At 38.6% G+C, this 20,868-nt stretch carries 18 protein-coding genes; 10 read left to right on the plus strand and 8 right to left on the minus strand.

Annotation, left to right across the window (positions count from 1 at the left end; translation table 11 throughout):
• Positions 1–119: 119 nt before the first annotated feature.
• Entirely contained in the window at positions 120–791 is a 672-nt protein-coding gene (locus REI64_RS02900) for a GIN domain-containing protein (RefSeq protein WP_308848590.1), read from the minus strand.
• A gap of 796 nt (positions 792–1,587) precedes the next feature.
• On the opposite strand from REI64_RS02900, the gene REI64_RS02905 reads away from it, so the two are divergent.
• Genes REI64_RS02905 through REI64_RS02915 form a run of 3 tightly spaced genes read left to right on the plus strand, consistent with a single transcriptional unit; the run spans position 1,588 to position 5,022 of the window.
• Entirely contained in the window at positions 1,588–4,497 is a 2,910-nt protein-coding gene (locus tag REI64_RS02905; protein WP_308848591.1) for an SNF2-related protein, read from the plus strand.
• A gap of 37 nt (positions 4,498–4,534) precedes the next feature.
• A complete protein-coding gene (locus tag REI64_RS02910) occupies positions 4,535–4,792 on the plus strand; it encodes a hypothetical protein (RefSeq protein ID WP_308848592.1) in 258 nt (85 codons plus the stop codon).
• A gap of 2 nt (positions 4,793–4,794) precedes the next feature.
• Complete coding sequence (locus REI64_RS02915) at positions 4,795–5,022, plus strand: hypothetical protein (RefSeq protein WP_308848593.1); 228 nt, start codon at positions 4,795–4,797, stop codon at positions 5,020–5,022.
• Between the two features lie 517 nt (positions 5,023–5,539).
• Here REI64_RS02915 and REI64_RS02920 read toward each other — a convergent pair.
• From REI64_RS02920 to rsfS, 4 genes are all read right to left on the minus strand, one after another.
• Positions 5,540–6,610, minus strand: a complete 1,071-nt coding sequence (locus REI64_RS02920) for a ketoacyl-ACP synthase III (protein WP_308848594.1) — start codon at positions 6,608–6,610, stop codon at positions 5,540–5,542.
• Between the two features lie 78 nt (positions 6,611–6,688).
• Complete coding sequence (locus REI64_RS02925; protein ID WP_308848595.1) at positions 6,689–7,333, minus strand: lactate utilization protein; 645 nt, start codon at positions 7,331–7,333, stop codon at positions 6,689–6,691.
• A gap of 60 nt (positions 7,334–7,393) precedes the next feature.
• Positions 7,394–9,472, minus strand: coding sequence for an ATP-dependent zinc metalloprotease FtsH (gene ftsH / locus REI64_RS02930; RefSeq protein ID WP_308848596.1), 2,079 nt, complete (start codon positions 9,470–9,472; stop codon positions 7,394–7,396).
• 23 nt (positions 9,473–9,495) lie between these two features.
• Complete coding sequence (gene rsfS / locus REI64_RS02935) at positions 9,496–9,870, minus strand: ribosome silencing factor (RefSeq protein WP_308848597.1); 375 nt, start codon at positions 9,868–9,870, stop codon at positions 9,496–9,498.
• Between the two features lie 45 nt (positions 9,871–9,915).
• Here rsfS and REI64_RS02940 point away from each other — a divergent pair, with 45 nt between their 5' ends.
• The 6 genes from REI64_RS02940 to REI64_RS02965 all read left to right on the plus strand — a co-directional run bounded on the left by REI64_RS02940 (position 9,916) and on the right by REI64_RS02965 (position 16,077).
• Positions 9,916–10,692 (plus strand): biotin--[acetyl-CoA-carboxylase] ligase, encoded by a 777-nt coding sequence (locus tag REI64_RS02940; RefSeq protein WP_308848598.1) that lies wholly within the window; start codon positions 9,916–9,918, stop codon positions 10,690–10,692.
• Positions 10,693–10,724: 32 nt separating this feature from the next.
• Positions 10,725–11,177: a protein-disulfide reductase DsbD N-terminal domain-containing protein gene (locus REI64_RS02945; RefSeq protein ID WP_308848599.1), complete on the plus strand. Its 453-nt coding sequence runs from the start codon at positions 10,725–10,727 to the stop codon at positions 11,175–11,177.
• 58 nt (positions 11,178–11,235) lie between these two features.
• The gene (locus tag REI64_RS02950) at positions 11,236–11,676 is read left to right on the plus strand and encodes a protein-disulfide reductase DsbD domain-containing protein (protein ID WP_308848600.1); all 441 of its coding nucleotides are present in this window, start codon (positions 11,236–11,238) and stop codon (positions 11,674–11,676) included.
• Between the two features lie 78 nt (positions 11,677–11,754).
• Positions 11,755–13,461 carry a cytochrome c biogenesis protein CcdA gene (locus REI64_RS02955; RefSeq protein WP_308848601.1) on the plus strand — a complete coding sequence of 569 codons (1,707 nt, stop codon included), beginning with the start codon at positions 11,755–11,757 and terminating at the stop codon, positions 13,459–13,461.
• Entirely contained in the window at positions 13,454–14,437 is a 984-nt protein-coding gene (gene pfkA / locus REI64_RS02960; protein WP_308848602.1) for a 6-phosphofructokinase, read from the plus strand. The genes REI64_RS02955 and pfkA overlap by 8 nt, the downstream gene beginning before the upstream one ends.
• 101 nt (positions 14,438–14,538) lie before the next feature.
• Entirely contained in the window at positions 14,539–16,077 is a 1,539-nt protein-coding gene (locus REI64_RS02965) for a YifB family Mg chelatase-like AAA ATPase (protein ID WP_308848603.1), read from the plus strand.
• A 167-nt stretch (positions 16,078–16,244) separates the two neighbouring features.
• Here the strand turns inward: REI64_RS02965 and REI64_RS02970 are convergent, their stop codons facing one another.
• Positions 16,245–17,735, minus strand: a complete 1,491-nt coding sequence (locus tag REI64_RS02970) for a tetratricopeptide repeat protein (RefSeq protein ID WP_308848604.1) — start codon at positions 17,733–17,735, stop codon at positions 16,245–16,247.
• Between the two features lie 217 nt (positions 17,736–17,952).
• Between REI64_RS02970 and REI64_RS02975 the strand changes: the two genes are divergently transcribed.
• The gene (locus REI64_RS02975; protein WP_308848605.1) at positions 17,953–18,489 is read left to right on the plus strand and encodes a hypothetical protein; all 537 of its coding nucleotides are present in this window, start codon (positions 17,953–17,955) and stop codon (positions 18,487–18,489) included.
• 66 nt (positions 18,490–18,555) lie between these two features.
• Here REI64_RS02975 and REI64_RS02980 read toward each other — a convergent pair whose 3' ends face one another.
• Both REI64_RS02980 and REI64_RS02985 read right to left on the minus strand, forming a co-directional pair.
• On the minus strand, positions 18,556–19,299 hold the full coding sequence (locus REI64_RS02980; RefSeq protein WP_308848606.1) for a C4-type zinc ribbon domain-containing protein: 744 nt from the start codon (positions 19,297–19,299) through the stop codon (positions 18,556–18,558).
• Complete coding sequence (locus tag REI64_RS02985) at positions 19,299–20,396, minus strand: Nif3-like dinuclear metal center hexameric protein (RefSeq protein ID WP_308848607.1); 1,098 nt, start codon at positions 20,394–20,396, stop codon at positions 19,299–19,301. The genes REI64_RS02980 and REI64_RS02985 overlap by 1 nt, the downstream gene beginning before the upstream one ends.
• Positions 20,397–20,868: the final 472 nt, after the last annotated feature.

The raw sequence follows: 20,868 nt of genomic DNA on the forward strand, positions 1-20,868 counted from the left end.
TTAAATATAAGACTTACGAAGTTTCGAAAACTTCGTAAGTCTATATACAAACAAAAAGGCAGCTCAAACCTTCGAACTGCCTTTTACATTTATGTAGAGCCCTATTACGGGAGCGGATTTTATTTTGATAAAAGCACCTCGTCATTTGCAGCAATTGCCTCTAACGTATTTGCAATTACTTTGGCTTGTGCTCTGTAAGCCGGAGCAATAGATTTTACATCTGAACAACCCGCAATGAAGTTACCTGTAGACATTTTTGCCGAAGTACCCATTAAAGCATAGTGCTCTTCTGTAGAACCACTTAATTTTAAGCTTGCCTGGTCTTTAACCGAAGTGTAAAGGTTTACCGTGCTAGCGTTGATATCAGCTGTAGCTTTATCTTTCAAAATCACATCTAAACTTAAAAAGTTCACTTTTCCGAAAGTTTTTACTGTAGCATTCTCGCTTACCTCGATAGCTGAAATGTTGCGTACATAAACTGTTACCGATAATGGCTCCTTTTCGAAAGAACTAATGCGCAACACGCCGTCTTTTTGCTGTACCAAAGCATTTTTAGAATAGTAGCTATCGTACACTTTTACGCTTTCTGTTGGTGCTTGTACTACAAACACTTCAACGTTACCGGTCGCCACAATTTTGTTGATGTTTTTTACCTCGTTTAAGATGGTTACTTTGTTAGCGCTTGCACTGTTTTTTGCATTCTCTTTAATGCTGTCAGTTGCGAATGCAGAAGTAGTCATTGTTACCAAACCTAATGCTACCACGAATAAATTTTTAATAGAAGTTTTCATAATCTTAATATTTTTATCTTTTTGATTTTCTGTTAATTGTCAACCTTTTCAGGATGTTTTCGAATATAAGACGACACCAAATCGAAAACGTTTCAGCACTTATCGGCGTTTTATACCACAAGCAGTTAACCCTAGACCAACGCCTGTAATTTTTCGACCAACGGGCAGCAATTTTTTAAAGATTTTCGTGTAGATGTTGAATTTTTAGGAAAAGAATGTCGGTGGTTCTTGGCAAATGCAGCCCCGCTTTTCGTTACAATCTTTTTGTATACTGTTTCCGTCATTTCGAACGCAGAGAGAAATCTCACGGTTAATCGCTTCTATGAAACTGATTTCTCACTGCGTTCGAAATGACGCTCCAAAAAGTATTTCCACTTCAATCGGGTTTAACTAACAAAGGTTTCTGAAACTAGGTAACAACCTGCAATGACGCCAAATCATCTTTGCGTCCTCTGCGTAACTCTCATTTTCTTTGCGTTTAAAAAAATAACCGCAAAGATTTTGGAAGTTTTCGCAAAGAACGCAAAGCCTTTGACAAGCATTGCCACCTAAACCCGACAGCAGCGAGCACGTAGGGGCAAACCTGTATGTTTGCCCCAAGTAAAGCGAATCCCGAAGTATCGGGACAGGTCGGCGGGACGAACGAAAAATAGCAGCACAAACCCTGCTTTTCAAATAATTTAAGCGCTATAAAAATCGAACATCGTTTTTAGCTTTTGCTTTGAAAAAACAAGTATTTGCCGTAAGTTTAGAAATTTTTATCAGCGTACCTTTTAATAAATTTTTCCTTTAAGCAATGTTACGAGTAAATAGTTCAGCACCTTGTCAAATCGTGTATTCGTTATGCAAACACGATTATTTGGGCTATTTAATTGAACCGCACATTGTTCAGCTAAATCCACAGGGCGATTTCTCGCTTACCTACCAGCGTTTATTTACGCATACGGCGCAAGAATTTGCAAAACATTTAACTGATTTAGATTTTAAACTGATTAAAATTTTAGATGAAACTGAACAAGATTTCATCATCAAGAAATACCATAAAAAAGCGGTTAGACCTTTCGAGTTTTTCAGCAAGTTTTACGACCAGAAATTTTACGACAGCGTACGCCCCAAAATAGAGAAGAAATTGGTGGAGGTTTTAGAAGTACTAAAAACCAAAGGTGATTTATACCTCATGGACAAAGACGGTTGGCCTGCAGAACGCAAGATAGAATTGGCTACCGAAGCCGCAACTATTCTGTTTCACTTCCGCAGAAATGAAGTAGAAACACGTTATTTCCCGACCATCAAATACCAAGGTTTACGCATCGATTTTATGTTCAAGGATGCACAGGTAATTTGCAATCAGCCTGCCTGGTTGTTATTAAACGATGTAATGTATTTCTTTGAGCAAGATTTTGAAGGCAAGAAACTTACACCTTTCCTCAACAAAAGATACATTACCATACCAAAAGCTACGGAAGAAACTTATTTCGAAAAGTTTGTGGCACCGCTAATTGAAAAATACCATGTTTACGCCGAAGGTTTCGAAATTAAGACAGAAAAATACGAACCGAAGGCAACCATTAAGGTAATTTATGTGGAGAATGGCGTGTCGCAAATACAGCTTTATTTTAAATACGGCGAATATTCTTTTGCCATGGGCAACGAGCATAAGGTTACAGTTCGTTTAACTAAGGAAGGCAACACAGACAATCCAGACTACACTTTCCACCGTGTAAAACGCAATATAGATTGGGAGAAACAGCAGTTCAGTTTTTTAACAGGCTTGGGTTTGAAGAAAGTAAGTGCGCTTTTTCATCATTTAGAGTTGCCAACTTTAAGTGAAAACCACGATGCTTCTTATGCCATAATCAGTTGGGTAAACGAACACATCGATGTATTAAAGGAACAAGGCTTTAACGTAGAACAAGCCAACAGTGCCAAGCGTTTTGTGTTGGGCAGCAACAAAATCGACTTCGAAATCAAAGAAGATAATGATTGGTTCGACATTAATGCGATTGTATATTTCGGTATCCATCCTATTCCTTTTATTTCGTTAAAACAGCATATCCTTCATAAAAAAAGAGAATTTGTTTTGCCTGATGGCGATATTGCAGTTATCCCTGAAAAGTGGTTTACGCAGTATAGCAGTTTGTTTAGCCTGGCTGATACAAGTAAAAACCTGAAGCTTAAGAAATTCCATGTGGGTTTAATTAATGATTTGGCAGAAGACAGCATTGCCAATGTAACGTTAGACCGCAAACTGCAAAAGCTGAACGATTTTGAAGACATTGCTGATTTTGCCATGCCACAAAATTTTAAAGGCGATTTGCGTCATTACCAAAAGGCAGGCTACAATTGGTTTAGCTTTTTACGTGAATATAACTTTGGCGGTTGTTTGGCTGATGATATGGGTTTGGGTAAAACCATCCAAACATTGGCCATGTTGCAAAAAATGAAAGAGGAAGATGTGCAGCAAAGCACACACAGCACGTCGCTAATTGTGATGCCTACTTCTTTAATTTACAACTGGCTTAACGAGGCGAAGAAGTTTACTCCGTCTCTAAAAATATTATCGCATACTGGCACTAACAGAAATAAAGATGTAGCACTTTTTGATAAGTATGATATTGTAGTAACCACTTACGGCGTTACCCGTGTAGATGCAGATTTATTGCAGGGATTTTATTTCAACTACATTATTCTCGATGAAAGTCAGAACATTAAAAACCCTTCTTCTAAATCTTTTAAAGCAGTGCGAATGTTGAAATCGAGGCATAAATTGGTACTGAGCGGTACGCCAATAGAAAACTCGGTTAGCGATTTATGGACACAGCTAACTTTCTTAAACCCTGGTCTGTTGGGCACACAAACTTTTTTTAATGAAGAGTATGTACAAGCCATAGAAAAACGTAAGGACGAAGATAAAGCGAAGAAATTGCAAGCCATCATCAAACCTTTTGTGCTGCGTAGAACGAAGGAGCAGGTAGCATCGGAGCTTCCGCCAAAAACGGAACATATTTTCTATTGTGACATGAGCGAAGACCAAGCCGCTTACTACGAAAAAACGAAATCTGCCTATCGTAACGATTTGTTGAGCAGCATGGACAACGGCACCTACGCAAAAAAACAAATCCAGATTTTGCAGGGATTAACTGCTTTGCGCCAATTGGCCAATCATCCGGTAATGATTGACGAGGAATACACTTCTGACTCTGGAAAGTTCGAAAATGTGATGCACACTTTAGATAACGTTTTAAAAGGTGGCCATAAGGTTTTGATTTTCTCTCAGTTTGTGAAGCACTTGGATATTTTTAGAAAGCATTTGGAGAAAGAGGAAATCAGCTATGCTTACTTAGATGGCGGCACCAGAAACAGAGGCGAAATTGTAGCAGATTTTCAGCAAAACGAAGATTTAAGGGTGTTCTTAATTTCGATAAAAGCAGGTGGTGTTGGTTTGAACCTAACCCAAGCCGATTACGTTTTCATCTTAGACCCATGGTGGAACCCTGCTATTGAGCAGCAAGCCATTGACCGTACCCACCGTATTGGTCAGGAGAAGAAAGTTTTCATCTATAAATTTATCTCAAAAGACACGGTGGAAGAGAAGATTTTAGCTTTGCAAAACCGCAAAAAACGTTTGGCTAGTTCGTTAATCACCACAGAAGAGAGTTTCTTTAAATCGTTGAGTAAGGATGATATTAGAGACCTTTTGGCGTAACTCACTTAAAACTTATTACTTATAACTCACAACTTATATGCAACCCTTCGATTTAGAACTTAACCATATCAACTACGCTGTTTTCCCAGAGGGAAATGAAACTTACACCATTTACAAGAATGGAAAAGAATACGTTCAAATTCAGAAAGATGAAGGCGAGCAGTGGATTAAATTTGACGGAGAAACAGGTACGCCAGTTTTTGAACCTGATGAAGAAGTAAATGCTTTAGGCAAATTGATTGTGGCCTATATAGAAAATCCAGAGGAAGATGAGGATGAAGAAGACGAATTTTAACAATGGAAGATAGTTTTCACTTCAAACTTCGCGGGGCTATTTACGAAGTAATTGCGGAAGAAGATAACACTTTTACCATTTTCAAAATGGCCGAAGAATATCTGCTCATTACTAAATTAAAAGGCAAAAAATGGGTTCGTATTGACTATAAAACTGATGAACCTGTAATAGAAGATAACGATGAAGTAGAAGATATCGGGAGTATTATAGATAGATACTTCTTAAAGTAAAGCAATCGCTCTAAGAGCTAGTGTCATGTAAGTTTTAAACCTATATACTGTGACTGACACTAAAATAAAATTAGCTTCAACTTAACTGTATGGCGGGGCAATTTTCTTTATAACCTGAGTTCGATTATTATTTCATTGAAAATATTGCTATGCCTTCGCTATGCCTAGGCGCAACGTCATGCTGACCACCATAAGCTAAAACGCCTATTTAATAGTGGAAAACACACAAATAATAATCGAACTCAGGTTTATAGGAAGCATGAAGACCTCCACGAGGTCAAATGTCTATAGAAAAATATGTGAGCCAACATTCGACCTCGAAGGGGTCGTACAAAAAATCTACGATGCTGAAACTATAAATATTAAAATCCTTTGGATTTCTCTTAACTTAATGACATTGAGGTTAGGATAATGCGGTCAAATGCTTCATCACGGCTGCCTTAACAACTTCCACAAAATACACTGAAGAAATATTCTAGGCAGATGATCAACATCCGCCTAGAACTATTATCTTTTCCTAGAACTTGTAAACTATCGCATTAATGTGCATTCCTGCACCTACAGAAGCAAAAACAGCATGGTCTCCTTTTTGTATCTGATAACCATCAACTTTGTTCTTTAATACCAGATCTATCAGTGTAGGTACTGTAGCAACCGAGCTGTTACCCAACCAAGAAATAGTCATAGGTACTAGCTTTTCTGGTACGGTATCTTCTCCGTAAAGCTTAAACAAACGCTTCATAATGGCATGATCCATTTTGCCGTTGGCTTGGTGAATAAAAACCATTTTAATTTGTTTAATATCAACCCCAGATTTATCTATAGCTTGCTTTACCAATTGCGGAACCGTGATTACCGCAAACTCGTAAAGCTTACGCCCTTTCATTTTAATATAAGCATTGCCATTTGTCTCATCAGGATTGCTGCTGCTGCCCATAATCAACATATCTGCATGACTAGCGTGAGTTTGTGCTTTGTGAGCTAAAATTCCCGTATTATCGTCAGTTGACTTGGCCTCTAAAATAGTCGCACCTGCTCCATCAGCGAAAATCATACTATCGCGATCGTGCGAATCAACAATCCGCGAAAGGGTTTCAGCACCGATAATCAATACTTTCTTCGCATCGCCAGATCTAATCAAATAATCTGCCTGGATCATTCCCTGCACCCAGCCTGGGCAACCGAAAATGATATCGAAGGCTACGCAATCTGGGTTAGCAATACCCAATTGAACCTTAACTTTAGCAGCTAATGCAGGCAGCATATCAACTCTGTTACTACCAGCTTTTACATCGCCAAAATTATGGCAGAACAAGATGTAGTCCAATGTTTCTTTATCAATGCCTGCATCTTCAATTGCCAATTGCGCTGCTAAAGTGCCGATATCGTGGTTAAGCTGATTTTCGCTGATGTATCGTCTTTCATTGATTTCTGTGATATCGGCAAACTTTTGAATGATCTCCTCGTTCTCCTTATCAATTTTAACCCCGCCATCAAAAAAAGTGTTGGTAAGAAAATGTTTTCCGGAGATGACATTTTCGGGAATATAACTCCCTGTACCGGTAATTACCGATTGAATTTTGTTCATATAAACAGTAGTATTTACTTTAAACCAGTTTGGTATTTAGTATAAAAGTAATACTGTTAGACGATAGAACAAAATACTTTAAGAAAAATCATCAATTAAAAACACAAAAAGTTCTTTAGGACCGTGTGCGCCCAACACTAAGGTTTTTTCAATATCTGCAGTACGGCTTGGCCCTGTGATGTTACTAATCATAGATGGGATTTGGTTGCCATATTTATTTTTCAGCAATTGGAAAGCATCTTTCAAATCAAGCACCAATTGTCCGGTTCTGGCAATTACAATATGATGATGTGGAAAAATACTTAATCTTCTACCCGCTGCATTTTGGTTACTCACCATTACCGAACCGTTTCTTGCAACTAGCGCCTCGCAGGTAGTGATGCCAACTTCGGCTTGTTCAAAGTCTTTATCAGTCTGGTAAAATGGAAATTCGTATGCGCTAAGCAAGGCCTGTAATTCTGGCTCCCAGCAATAAATTTTACGCCACTTATACTTATCTGCTAAATCGAGGATATTCTCTACAAAATCGACACCGTTTTCACAAAAGATAAAGTTACCAGCTACCGCAGTTAGCTGCTCTGCAAACAAAATCTCTAGCTCTTCTTCGTTCTGTTGGTATAAAGGACTTTCCTCTAAATTAGGGTAAGGATTGTCACGCTTTTCTAGAAGCGCTTTCCTTATTTTTTTTAGCATGAGTTCTTTAGGCGTGATATTGTCTTTCATTTCTGCAAAGTTATTATAGTATTCGAGCAAAAAAAATCCCGAGTTACCTCGGGATAAAATTTAATGACTAACGCCTTTATTTTCATTATCAGGAATATCATTATTTTCTGCTATCGGAGTAGGCTCAATCACCAGTTCTTCTGCAGGAACATTTTCTGCCAGCAACTCTGTTGTTTCACTATCAGACGGACGCTTTCCGAAAATCTCTTCTAAGTCTTCTTTGAAGATTACTTCAGATGTTAACAGCTTTTCTGCCAACTTACCTAGGTTCTCCTGGTTGTCAGTCAAAATTTGCAAAGCTCTTTGGTATTGTTCTTCAATAATTTTACTAGCCTCTTCGTCAATAATTCTAGCTGTCGCTTCAGAATAAGGTTTGGTAAAAGTCTCTTGACCTCTAGAATCGTAGTAAGAAATATTACCTAATTTATCGTTTAAGCCATACATAGAAACCATTGCATAGGCTTGTTTCGTTACTTTTTCTAAATCGCTTAACGCACCGGTACTAATTTTATTGAAGGTGATTTTTTCTGCAGCTCTACCACCCATTGTAGCACACATTTCATCTAAAATCTGCTCTGTAGTGGTAATACTTCTTTCTTCTGGCAAGTACCAAGCCGCACCTAACGACTGACCACGAGGAACAATAGTTACTTTAATTAAAGGATGCGCATGTGGCAACAACCAAGATACCGTTGCGTGACCAGCTTCGTGGAAAGCAATTGCCCTCTTCTCTTCTTTAGTAATGATTTTATTTTTCTTTTCTAAACCGCCGATAATTCTATCCACAGCATCCAAGAAATCTTGTTTAGTTACCGATTCGTGACCTTTTCTCGCTGCAATTAATGCCGCTTCGTTACAAAGGTTGGCAATATCTGCACCTGAGAAACCTGGAGTTTGTTTTGCCAAGAAATTGATATCGATATTATCTTCTAACTTAATTGGTTTTAAGTGTACACCAAATATTTCTTTACGTTCGTTAATATCTGGCATGTCAACGTAGATCTGTCTATCAAAACGGCCTGGTCTCAATAAAGCGTTGTCTAACACATCTGCTCTGTTAGTTGCTGCCATAATAATAATACCACTATCGGTACCAAAACCATCCATTTCAACTAGTAACTGGTTCAAAGTATTCTCACGCTCGTCGTTACCGCCCATCATGTTGCCCTTGCCCCTAGCCCTACCAATAGCATCAATTTCATCAATAAAGATGATACACGGTGCTTTATCCTTTGCTTGTCTGAACAAATCACGCACACGAGAAGCACCTACACCTACAAACATTTCCACAAAATCAGACCCTGAAAGTGAGAAAAATGGCACTTGTGCTTCACCAGCTACAGCTTTTGCCAGTAAGGTTTTACCGGTACCAGGAGATCCAACCAATAGCGCACCTTTAGGGATTTTACCCCCCAAATTGGTATATTTTTTAGGGTTTTTAAGGAAATCTACAATTTCCATTACCTCTTGTTTGGCCTCAGTTAAACCGGCAACGTCGTTAAACGTGATGTTTACTTGACTTTCTTTATCGAACAAAGTAGCCTTAGATTTTCCAATATTGAAGATCTGGCCACCGCCACCACCACCGCCGCCGCTCATACGACGCATCATGAAAATCCATAAACCCGCGAACAACAGCAAAGGAAGAATGATGTTCAAGAAAACTCCAGCCCAAGCATTAGATCTAGATTCTGTTTCTACAGGAACTTGATTTTCTAGCGGAATGTTAGCTTGAGATTTCTCTAACTTTTTAGCTAACATATCGGCAGAAGCCTCGTTAAATACGGCAATAGGACCTGTTTCTTTTCCAAATCCTGTTCTACCTTTATACTTTTTATACTTAGGGTCCTCTTTCTTATTCTCTTTTAAATAAACTTCAACCTTCAAAACATCGTCTGCCTTGTAGGTAACCAATTTCTGTACATCGCCAGGAATAAGCATTTCTTCTTCGAAAGTTTTATAACTAATTGGCTTTGCCGTATCAGAATTAAATAAAAAATTAACTGCAATAAGCGCTACAATAATGGCTGCGTAAACCCAAAATATGTTAAACTTAGGTGTTTTTTGAGGTCTTTTAGGAATATTCGGCAGTCGTTTAGAAGGCTTTTGCTTATCGTTAGGATTGTTCTCTTGTGTCATGTTAATTAAATGTTTTTGAGGGGTTATGCACTCTTGAATGTGGTAGCTTCGGCATCGCCCCATAAATCTTCTATGCCGTAAAAATCACGTTTTTCGGTTCTAAAAATATGTACTACAACGTCCAAATAATCTAAAATGATCCATTCAGCGTGGTCTTGTCCTTCTTTTTTCCAAGGATGGGTTTGGGTTAGTTTGTAGACTTCTTCCTCTACGCTATCGGCTATTGCCTTCACTTGTGTAGAAGAATCTGCATTACAGATTACAAAAAAATCGGAAACCGAACTGCTCAGCTCCCTTAAATCCAATCGCACAATATCGTTCCCTTTTTTTTCCTGAATACCGTGTACGGCTATTTCAGATAGGTATGTAGAAAGGTTGGCATTTTTCTTTTTTACCATTAAAAAAATTAATTTTGGTCTTCAACAAATTATAAAAATCAACTCTTGCAAAATAACACTTTTTCAACATTATTTGTTGGTCAAAATCTTATCAAATTATCAGCGGTTGATTCTACCAATAATTATCTAAAGAACCTAGCTTCAAATTCCGAGCCACTAGCTGAAGGTACTGTAATTATGGCAGACCACCAATTTGCGGGTAGAGGCCAAATGAATAATGAGTGGATTGCAGAGGCTGGAAAAAATTTGACCTTCAGTTTGTTGTTAAGGCCAAATTTTCTCAAAGCCATAGAACAGTTTTTTCTTAACATGGCGGTTTCTATTGCTTTAAACAATGTTTTGTTAAAGTATTTGCCTGTTGGATTAACAATTAAATGGCCAAACGACATTTATGTTGAAAACAAGAAAATTGGCGGCATTTTAATAGAGAACGTTATTGTTGGCAGTAATATTAAACACAGCATTATTGGCATAGGTTTAAACATCAACCAGTCAGATTTTAAGGGCGATCTGAAATATAAAACAACATCTATATCGCAAATTTTACAACAAGATGTAAATTTAATGGCGCTTTTAAATGAGATTTGCACCCAAATTGAGCAGCTTTATCTTAAATTGCGGGCAGGCAAGTACACGGCTTTAAAGGAACTGTACGTTAGTAAGCTTTATAGGCTAAACCAAGTTGCCACCTATGCCGCAGCCGCAGATGGCAAGATGTTTGAAGGAACCATAGAGGGGATTAGCAATGAGGGCTTGCTAAAGATTAAACCATTAGATGGAAAGACTGTCGAATTTGGTTTTAAAGAAGTAGCTTTTATTTAATTGAAATTTTGACTAACTAACTTATATAACACATGAAAAAAATCACTTTAATTGTTGCAATGGTGGTAATGACAACCATCAGTGCGTTTGCCCAATTAGAAAACCCGGTAACTTGGCAGTACGCAGCTAAAAAAACTCCCGGAAAAAACGAAGCTACCCTTTACATTAAGGCTAACATCGAACCTAATTGGCACCTTTATTCTCAAAACCTAAAGCCAGGAGGTCCAAACAAGACTGAAATTTCTTTTACACCATCAAAAGATTTCAGCTTAATAGGCAAAACGGCAGAACCAAAACCCATCACTAAATATGAGAAGGTTTTTAAAATGGATGTAAGCTATTTTGAAGATGAGGTAGTTTTCACCCAAAAAATAAAATTGAACAAAGGCGCTACTACTGTGAAAGGTAAAGTAGAGTTTATGGTTTGTGATGATAAGCAGTGCTTGCCACCTAGCGAGGTAAGTTTCAGCATCCCTGTAAAATAAAATTGATAGAAGAGGAAGAAATGGCTGACATTGCTTCCTCTTTTTGTTTGATTTGCGCATGAAGAAAATCTTACTTTTTGTTTTAATCTTATTTAGCAGCACCACTTTCGCACAGCTACATAAACCTGTGAAATGGTCGTATTTTGCGAAGAAGATTAATCAACAAGAAGCAGAAGTTTATATCAAGGCCACGGTCGCACGTGGTTGGCATATATACGCTATGCAGGATTCTGAAGGCCCAACAAAAACAAGTTTCAGTTTTACGCCATCATCTTCTTACCGTCTAATCGGAAAAACCCTAGCGCCTACGCCTATCAATAAATTCGATAAAGTACTTCAAAAAAAATTGAGTTATTTCGAGAATGAAGTGGTATTTAAGCAAAAAATAAAACTGCTTAAACCCAAAGCTGTAGTAAGTGGCGTTTTAGAGTTTATGGCTTGTAGCGATAAAAGCTGTTTGCCTGCCGAGGAAGTTCCTTTTAAAATTCCGATAGTTTAACGTAAGCGCTTTATGATGTGCAACTGACCTGATAAATAGAAAATTATCGCTAATTTCACGGCTTCACACAACACACAAATGAAGAAACTAAACTTATTATGGGTGCTTTTATTAGCACTTTTAACCGTATTTAATATCGACCAAGCAAGTGCTCGGCAAACGACGCAGGAAGACACTACCGCAGTCGATATGGGTGACATTGAATTTACCACCATTGGCTCAAAAGAAGACAGCATAGCCAACAACATTAAAGCAGATACCGCTGTAGCAAAAGCAGATTCGGTAAAAACTGATGGCAAAGCTACCACGGCTGCCGATGCCGACAACAAAACAAAAACTTTATGGCAAACCTTTATTGAAGGACTTTTAGGAGGCTTTTTAGCATTCCTGATGCCCTGCATATTTCCAATGGTGCCATTAACTGTAAGTTATTTTACCAAACGAGCCGAAAGTAGGCAAAAAGGCATTATGAAAGCCGTTATTTACGGGCTTTCAATTATCGTAATTTACGTAGCGGTAGGTTTAATCATCACTTTAGCATTCGGATCTTCGATGCTAAACGAGCTAAGCAGCAGTGGAATTTTCAACATCCTATTTTTCTTATTGCTCGTATTTTTTGCATTCTCGTTCTTTGGTGCATTTGAAATTACCTTACCAAGTTCTTTCGTTAATAAAATCGATAAAAAAGCGGATAACAGTAGTGGTTTAGGTGGCATATTCTTCATGGCAGCCTCTTTAGCATTGGTATCTTTTTCGTGTACAGGACCAATTATCGGCACATTATTAGTACAAGCGAGTGCCAAAGACGAAATTTTAGCTCCAGCAGTAGGAATGTTTGGCTTCGCTTTAGCTTTAGCGCTACCTTTTACCTTGTCGGCAATTTTCCCTGGCTTCTTAAACAGCATGCCAAAATCTGGCGGATGGCTAAACAGCGTAAAAGTATGTTTAGGTTTCCTAGAATTAGCTTTGGCGCTGAAATTTTTATCATCGGCAGATCTGGTTTGGCATTGGGAATGGTTCGATAGAGAAATTTTCTTAGTGCTATGGATCGTAATTTTTGCGATGATGGGTTTCTACTTGTTAGGCAAACTCAAATTTTCGCACGATAGCGACCTGGCTTACATCAGCGTGCCACGACTAATGTTGGCTATTCTCTCGCTGTCATTCGCGGTTTATATGGTACCGGGTTTATGGGGAGCCCCATTAAAGGTTTTAAGTGGTTTAGCTCCGCCTATGCACACCCAAGATTTCATTCTACGTGAGCACAAAGGTGCAGCGGCATCAACGGCATCACTTGATTTTCCTAAACAAGTAAAGCACGGCGATGTATTGCCAGCACCACATGGATTTAACGTATTTTTCGATTTAGATGAAGGTGTTGCCTACGCAAAATCTGTTGGCAAGCCTATTATGTTAGACTTCACCGGGTGGACCTGCGTAAATTGTAGAAAAATGGAAGATGATATTTGGATTGATGAAACAGTTGGGAAAATCATCAGAGATGAATATGTTTTAATCCAACTCTATGTTGATGAGAGAAAGGTTAAAATGCCTGCTGATAAGGTGCATTATTCAAAATATTTAAAAGGAGAAACAAACGACTTAGGCAGGTGGAACCAAGATTTTCAAGCTACTAAATATGGTGCAAATTCGCAACCATATTATGTATTGGTAGATCATCAATTAAATCCTTTAGTTCCCGCTCAAGGTGCTATCTTTGATGCGAAAAAATACACCGCATTTTTACAAAGTGGCGTAGATAAGTTTAAAACAATAAATGAGTAAGATACAAAATATAGGCGTGCTTACATCTGGGGGCGATTCTCCGGGAATGAACGCAGCTATTAGAGCCGTTGTTAGAGGTAGTTTATACTACAAATTGAAAGTTACTGGTATTTTAAGAGGCTACGATGGCTTAATCAATGCCGATTTTATCCCAATGGATGGCAAATCTGTAGCGAATATTATTCAACGTGGTGGCACTATTTTAAAAACCGCCCGCTGTGATGATTTTAGGACGCCAGAAGGAAGAGCAAAAGCACATCAAAATTTATTGGATAGTGGAATTGATGCCTTAGTAGTGATTGGTGGTGACGGAACCTTTACTGGTGCTGATGTTTTCTCTCGCGAATACGATTTCCCAATTATTGGGCTTCCGGGTACGATAGACAACGATTTAGAAGGCACTGATTTAACCATTGGTTACGATACTGCCATTAATACTGTAGTTAGCGCCGTTGACAAGATTAGAGACACTGCAGAATCTCACGATAGGTTGTTTATTGTAGAAGTAATGGGCCGCGACTCTGGCTTAATTGCGCTGAGAAGCGGAATTGGTGTTGGTGCAGAAGCAATTTTGATACCCGAAGCAAAAATGACTACCGAAGATTTAGTTGAGAGAGTAGAACACGGTCGTAAAGACAAAGCGTCTAAAATTATTGTAGTTGCCGAAGGTGATGAAGCAGGCGGTGCCTATAATGTTGGCGAAGTACTAAAAGAGAGGTTCCCTCATCACGATATTAGGGTTTCTGTTTTAGGGCATATCCAGCGTGGCGGCAGCCCATCTTGCGCCGACCGCGTATTGGCTAGTCGTTTAGGTCTTGCAGCGGTAGAAGGTTTGTTAGAAGGAAAATCGAAAGTGATGGTGGGGCAAGTGAACAAAGAGATTGTATTCACTCCTTTTTCTAAAGCCATTAAGCATATTGATGCTACTCAAGTTACACCAGCTTGGTTAAAACTGGCAGAAATTTTATCACTATAATGTAACAGAAAATATAAAGCGAAGCCAGTGTTTAAGAACACTGGCTTTTTTTGTTTTTCGGAAAATTTCCTAAATTGAAACTGAAAAACATCTATCTACCTATGTTAGTAAAAACCTATGGCAGCGCTGTATACGGCGTAGACGCAATTACCATTACCATCGAAGTAAATATTGGCGCTGGCAGCAGCTATTACATGGTAGGCCTGCCAGACAATGCCGTTAAGGAAAGTCAGCACAGAGTGGAAAGCGCTGTACGCGTTGTTGGCTATCACATGCCCCGTCAAAAAATTTTAGTGAATTTGGCTCCCGCCGATATTAGAAAAGAAGGTTCTGCATACGATTTGACTATCGCCATTGGCATTTTAGCGGCCTCTGGGCAAATTGATGCAGATAAGCTGGCCGACTATGTGATTATGGGAGAGCTATCGCTCGATGGCGGCCTGCAAAGTATCAAAGGTGCACTCCCCATTGCCATACAAGCAAGAAAAGAGGGATTTAAAGGTCTCATCCTTCCCAAAGCAAATGCAAATGAAGCTGGCATTGTAAATGATTTAGACGTTTACGGAATGGATACACTGTTAGATGTCATCAACTTTTTTGCAGGGAAAGATGTTCCACAGCCTTTACAAATAGATACTAGAAAGGAGTTTTACAAGCAGATCAGCAGTTATGAGCAAGATTTTTCAGACGTAAAAGGTCAGGAAAATATTAAGCGGGCTTTAGAAATTGCCGCTGCCGGTGGGCACAACGTGATATTGATTGGGCCACCAGGTGCAGGAAAGACCATGCTGGCCAAAAGACTACCTACTATTTTACCCCCGTTAAATCTGCTTGAAGCCTTGGAGAGTACCAAGATTTATTCGGTAGCGGGACGTTTGCCAGCATCAAATGCATTGATGACAGAAAGACCATACCGTGACCCGCACCATACCATTAGCGATGTTGCTTTGGTTGGTGGCGGCATGCATCCACAACCGGGAGAAATATCATTGGCACATAATGGGGTATTGTTTTTGGACGAACTTCCCGAATTTAAACGTACAGTTCTAGAAGTAATGCGCCAGCCTTTGGAAGATCGAAAGGTGAGTATTTCTAGGGCTAAGTTTTCGGTAGAATATCCCGCCAGTTTTATGCTGGTGGCTTCGATGAACCCCTGCCCTTGTGGTTTTTTCAATCACCCAGAAAAGGATTGTGTTTGCGCACCCGGAGTAGTACAGAAATATCTCAGCAAAATATCGGGACCTTTGTTAGACCGTATAGACTTGCATGTAGAAGTTACGCCTGTTAATTTTTCAGAACTGTCATCATCTCGCCCTGCGGAAAAAAGCAGTTTGATTAGGGAACGGGTAATTAAGGCAAGAGAAATACAAGACAAACGCTTTACAGAAATGGAAGGCGTACACGCCAACGCACAGATGAGCGCCAACATGGTGCGGAAAATTTGTGTGATAGACGAGGTTGGCAGAGGTTTAATTAAACAAGCGATGGAGAAACTCGGCTTATCTGCCCGTGCCTATGATAGGATTTTGAAGGTAGCTCGTACCATTGCCGATTTAGCGGACAGTGATGACATTGATATGGAGCATTTGGCAGAGGCGATACACTACCGCAGTTTGGATAGAGAAAGCTGGACGGGTTAGCAGCTTTAAAGGCAATGTGAGTAATTAACACTTAAATATGTTCATCAAACCCGATTGAACGGAAAGCCCGCAAGCGAGTGTAACGAGTGCGGACTTGAAGTGAAAGCGGGACTGATGTAACCGAAGAACTTCTGTAATTTCTTTTCAAAAAAATTGAGTCGAATATGTTATCCACCGACTCTCTTCAAACCCTGTTTAGCCTCGTTTTCGATGCTATTTTTGTATTCGTGATCTTTCATGCCTGCCGCTAGGTTAAAGTAGGCTTTTGCCTTCGGGTAGTTCTTCTTCTTTTCGTAAATATTTCCCATTAATACTGCGGCTTTTGGCGCATAATAATACTTTGTGCCCTTGCCCAAGTTGATAGCCGTTTGATAATTGGAAAGCGCAGCATCGTCTCTGCCCAAATCGTCGTTTACACGCCCCAGCCGGTAAGCAAACTCTGCTTTGTCTTTGGCAGATTTAAAATCATCAATTTTGTGGTTATTTAGCGCTTCCAAGGCACGGCTGAGGTAACCGCCATCGTACAACAACCTTGCTTTTAACAAAACGAGATGAGGCGTGGGTGCGTTTGCTTCGTTTAGTGCCTGCTTGTCTTTATCTGCAAAAGTAGCGCCTGCATTTTTTGTTTTACTAATGAAGGAATTGTAACCAGAACTATCGCCACTTAGCAAAGAAGCCCAAGCCAAGTGCAGATAAGTATCTTTGATGTAGTTTACGCCCTTATTCACTTGCAAAAAATGCTCGAAATTTGCAGTAGCTTTTAGATCGAGCTTATTTAAACGCACTACGCCCAAAAGGTAATCGAGATAAGCAAAAGGCTGATAAACATTTCCTTTAGGGCGACTTTCTAATATTTCTATAGCTTGATCGTTTTTCCCATTACGGGCACAAACGTAAGCTTGCATATAACTTTTCAGCAAGCTGCTGTCTGCTATGCGGGCAGTATATTTCATGGTTTTAGCATAAGCCTGCGGATGTTTGGCCACATCAGAAAGGATATAAGCGTAGTAAAAAATCACTTCTTCGTAAAAAGGTTCGTAGGTTGATTTTGGCAAGTTCTCTGCCAATTTATCTAGTTGACTTAAGCCTGTTTGTACATCGCCTTTCACCCCAAAGGTAGAAAGTGCGGATTTCATGAAACCATCGGGCAGTGCGCCAATTACCACATTGATTAAACCTAAACCTTTAGTATTTAAATGAAAACTTGGAAATTTCTTCTGGTTGTCTTTTAACAAACTATTGGCCCTATTTATTTCTCTCGAAGCAGCAAAATAAGCTCCGTAACGAGATCGGATCAAAGCCCATTGCAGATTGATTTCGGCCTGGGCATATAAATAGTAGGGCGAACTTTTATCGTCTTTACTAATTTGGTCTAGCCTTGCAGATTTATTGGCTTCCAGTCTGTCGAATTCCGTTTTACTTTCGTTGGTAAGCAAATAAAAATAATCTACATAATTTTCTAGCAAGGGCACGATAGAATTTTGCGGACGTGCTTTTTTCTCTGCTGCTATTAATGCTTTGGCAGTATTTAATTTTAACTCAAAGATATTTTGATAAGCTTTTAGACAATTGGCGTTAAAATCGAAATTGGCTGATGCTGCAAAGGGCAGTAAGGTAACGAGAATTATGAATGGTAGGCGAAGTATTTTCAATGGCATTCTGACAATTTAGCAAAGGCAAAGCTATATAACGTAATTATTTCCGACTTGTTTTAGAGTTGGCTACATTTCTGGCGCTATCCAATTCCACTTAACCAACACCTTGGTTGCCAAAGCAATAAATCACCTGCAAAATTCGTCTTATTAAAACAAAAGTAGTGTTTTACACTTTACTATTAAATTGGATGCTTTTAATTAAACCTTTAATCGGAAGAATATGCAGATACAACAGTTTAAGAAACCTTTGTTAATGTTATTGGTCGCAGCAATTACCTCACTAGTTTTCACTGGTTGCAGTAAAGATAATGACGACAACAATAACGAAAGTGGTGTACACTTGAAAGCTAAAATTGGTTCAAAGGATCATAGTTTTAACAATGTTAGAGCCAGATGGATGGAAGGTGGTGCCTTCTTAGAAATTACTGGCATAACGGCAAGTGGTGAAGCACTTAGCATTACCGTAATGAATGAAGAAGGTAATAGAGTGCCTGTTGGCAAATATACGTTAGACGACAATACCCGCTTCTCTATTTTAAGTATTTACCACTTTATGGAAGGCAACGTTCAAAAAAATTTCTCGGCGTCTGAACAAACCGTTTGGAACGATGCTTTTGAATTAGAAATTACCAAGCAGAACAACACTCATGTAGAAGGTAAATTCTCTGGAGTTTTGGTGATTGGCTCGGGATTAACCACACTGCAAACAATAACCGTAGAAAACGGTTCATTTAGTGCTCCAATAGGTAACGAGTAAATTTTGCCATAAAAAAACCCCGAAATGCTTCGGGGTTTTTCAATTTTATATTTGGTTGGTTGTAATCTAAGCTTCTGCCAATTCTTGTGTTAGAGCCTCATCAACCAAGATACGTCCGCAGTGCTCGCAAACAATTACTTTTTTACGCTGACGGATATCTAACTGACGTTGAGGTGGGATTTTGTTGAAGCAACCTGAACAAGAATCTCTCTCGATAGTTACAACAGCTAAACCATTTACCGCATTTTTTCTCAATCTGTTGTAAGCAAATAACAAACGCTCTTCGATATTCTCTTGTGCTTTTTCTGCTTTTTTAACCAATTCTTGCTCTTCTTTTTCAGTCTCAGCAGTAATGGTTTCTAATTCAGTTTTCTTAGCTTCTAAATCGCCTTTTCTTAAGTCGATATTAGTTTGTGCTTTTTCGAAGATTTCAGTTTTGTTATTGATTTCAAACCCAAATTCTTTGATTTTTTTCTCGCTTACCTGAATATCTAAGTTTTGAATTTCAATTTCTTTATTCAACGCATCGTACTCACGGTTGTTCTTTACATCTTTAAGTTGCGTATCATATTTTTTAATCAAAGTTTGAGCCTCTTTGATCATGTTTTTACGGTTTACAATTGCATCTTCCGTATCATCCAACTCTGCTTTTATCTTTTGTATACGGGTCTCCAAACCAGCTACCTCATCTTCTAAATCGGCAACCTCAATTGGCAACTCACCTCTAATTTGGCGTATTTTATCAATTTTGGTATGTAAGTTTTGTAATTCGTATAAAGCCTTTAGCTTTTGCTCTACTGTTTGTTCCATTAAATGAAATAATTTATGGGGTTTGTGTTATGCTCCGTTAAACGGATTGCAAAGTTAGGAAATTTTTCTTGAATATTATCTATCAACAAATTAGATGTAAATTGTTCACTTTCAAAATGTCCGATGTCTACAATCATAATTTTATCCTCGGCGTCGAAAAATTCGTGGTACTTAAAATCAGCGGTTACAAAGGCATCGGTCCCTGCCGCAATAGCATTTTTTAATAAAAAGCTTCCAGAGCCACCACAAACGGCTACTTTTTTTATTTTTTTAGGGAGGATGTTTGTATGTCTCAACACTTTCGCCTGCATATTATCCTTTACTAAACGAAGAAAATCTTCACCTGCTAAACCTTCCGCAAGTTCACCAACCATTCCAGAGCCTACACTTTGCAATTTATTTTCTAAAGCATAAATATCATAAGCCACTTCTTCGTATGGGTGGTTTTGGAACAAAGCTGTTAAAATGCTACGCTCATCTTGTGCTTTAAAAATTACTTCTATGCGGGTTTCGTGTGCGTGTTCCCTCACACCCGCCTTGCCCAAAGTTGGGTTAGATTGCTCGTTACCTTTAAATGTACCTACGCCTTCTAGGTTAAAACTGCAATCGCTGTAGTTACTGATATTCCCTGCGCCTGCATTAAATAAAGCTTGACGTAGATTCTCTGCATCTTTATGTTCGCAAAAGGTAACCAGTTTCTTCAGAATGCCAGATTTTGGAACTAAGGTTCTTGTATTTATTACCCCTAGTCGTTTACAGATTTCGGCGTTTACTCCATTGTGCACACTATCTAAATTGGTATGAATAGCATATAATGCGATGTTATTTTTGATAGCTTTTAAAACCGTTCTCTCCACATAATTTTTCCCGTTCAGTTTTTTCAAGCCCTTAAACACGATGGGATGGTGGGAGATAATCAGATTGCAATTCTTCTCGATGGCTTCGTCAACAATTTGTTCCGTACAATCTAGAGACACTAGAGCAGCATGAATTTCATCGTTCGGATGACCTACAATTAAACCTGCATTGTCATAGTCTTCCTGATAATTGAGCGGAGCCAAGACTTCGAGGAAGTTGGTAATTTCGGATAGCTTCATGAGGTAAAAATAAGGTTAATTGTTGAAATTGGTTAACTGGTTAATTGATCTGCAATTATAAACCATTAAGGAATTAAGAAATTTTAAGTTTTCTCGCTTTTTAAAGAACTAAAATGAACTTAGATGTCTAAGGTGGTTTAATTGTTTTGAATTTATTTTTCACCACCTAAGACATCTTAGAAAACCTTAGTTACTAATACATAATTATAAAAACATTAAGGAATTAAGTTCTAATTGTCCCTAACTTCTTAATATTTACCAAATCAAACAACTAAAATGAACTTAGGTGCCTAAGGTGGTTTAAATGTTTTGAATTTATTTTTTAACCACCTAAGACATCTTAGAAAACCTTAGCTACTAATACATAATTATAAAAACATTAAGGAATTAAGCTTAATTAAGTTCTTATTACAGAATAACAACTAAAATGAACTTAGATGTCTAAGATGGTTTAAAAAATTGTCGATTTAAT

It is taken from the genome of Pedobacter sp. (assembly GCF_031119335.1).
Classification (GTDB): Bacteria; Bacteroidota; Bacteroidia; order Sphingobacteriales; family Sphingobacteriaceae; genus Pedobacter.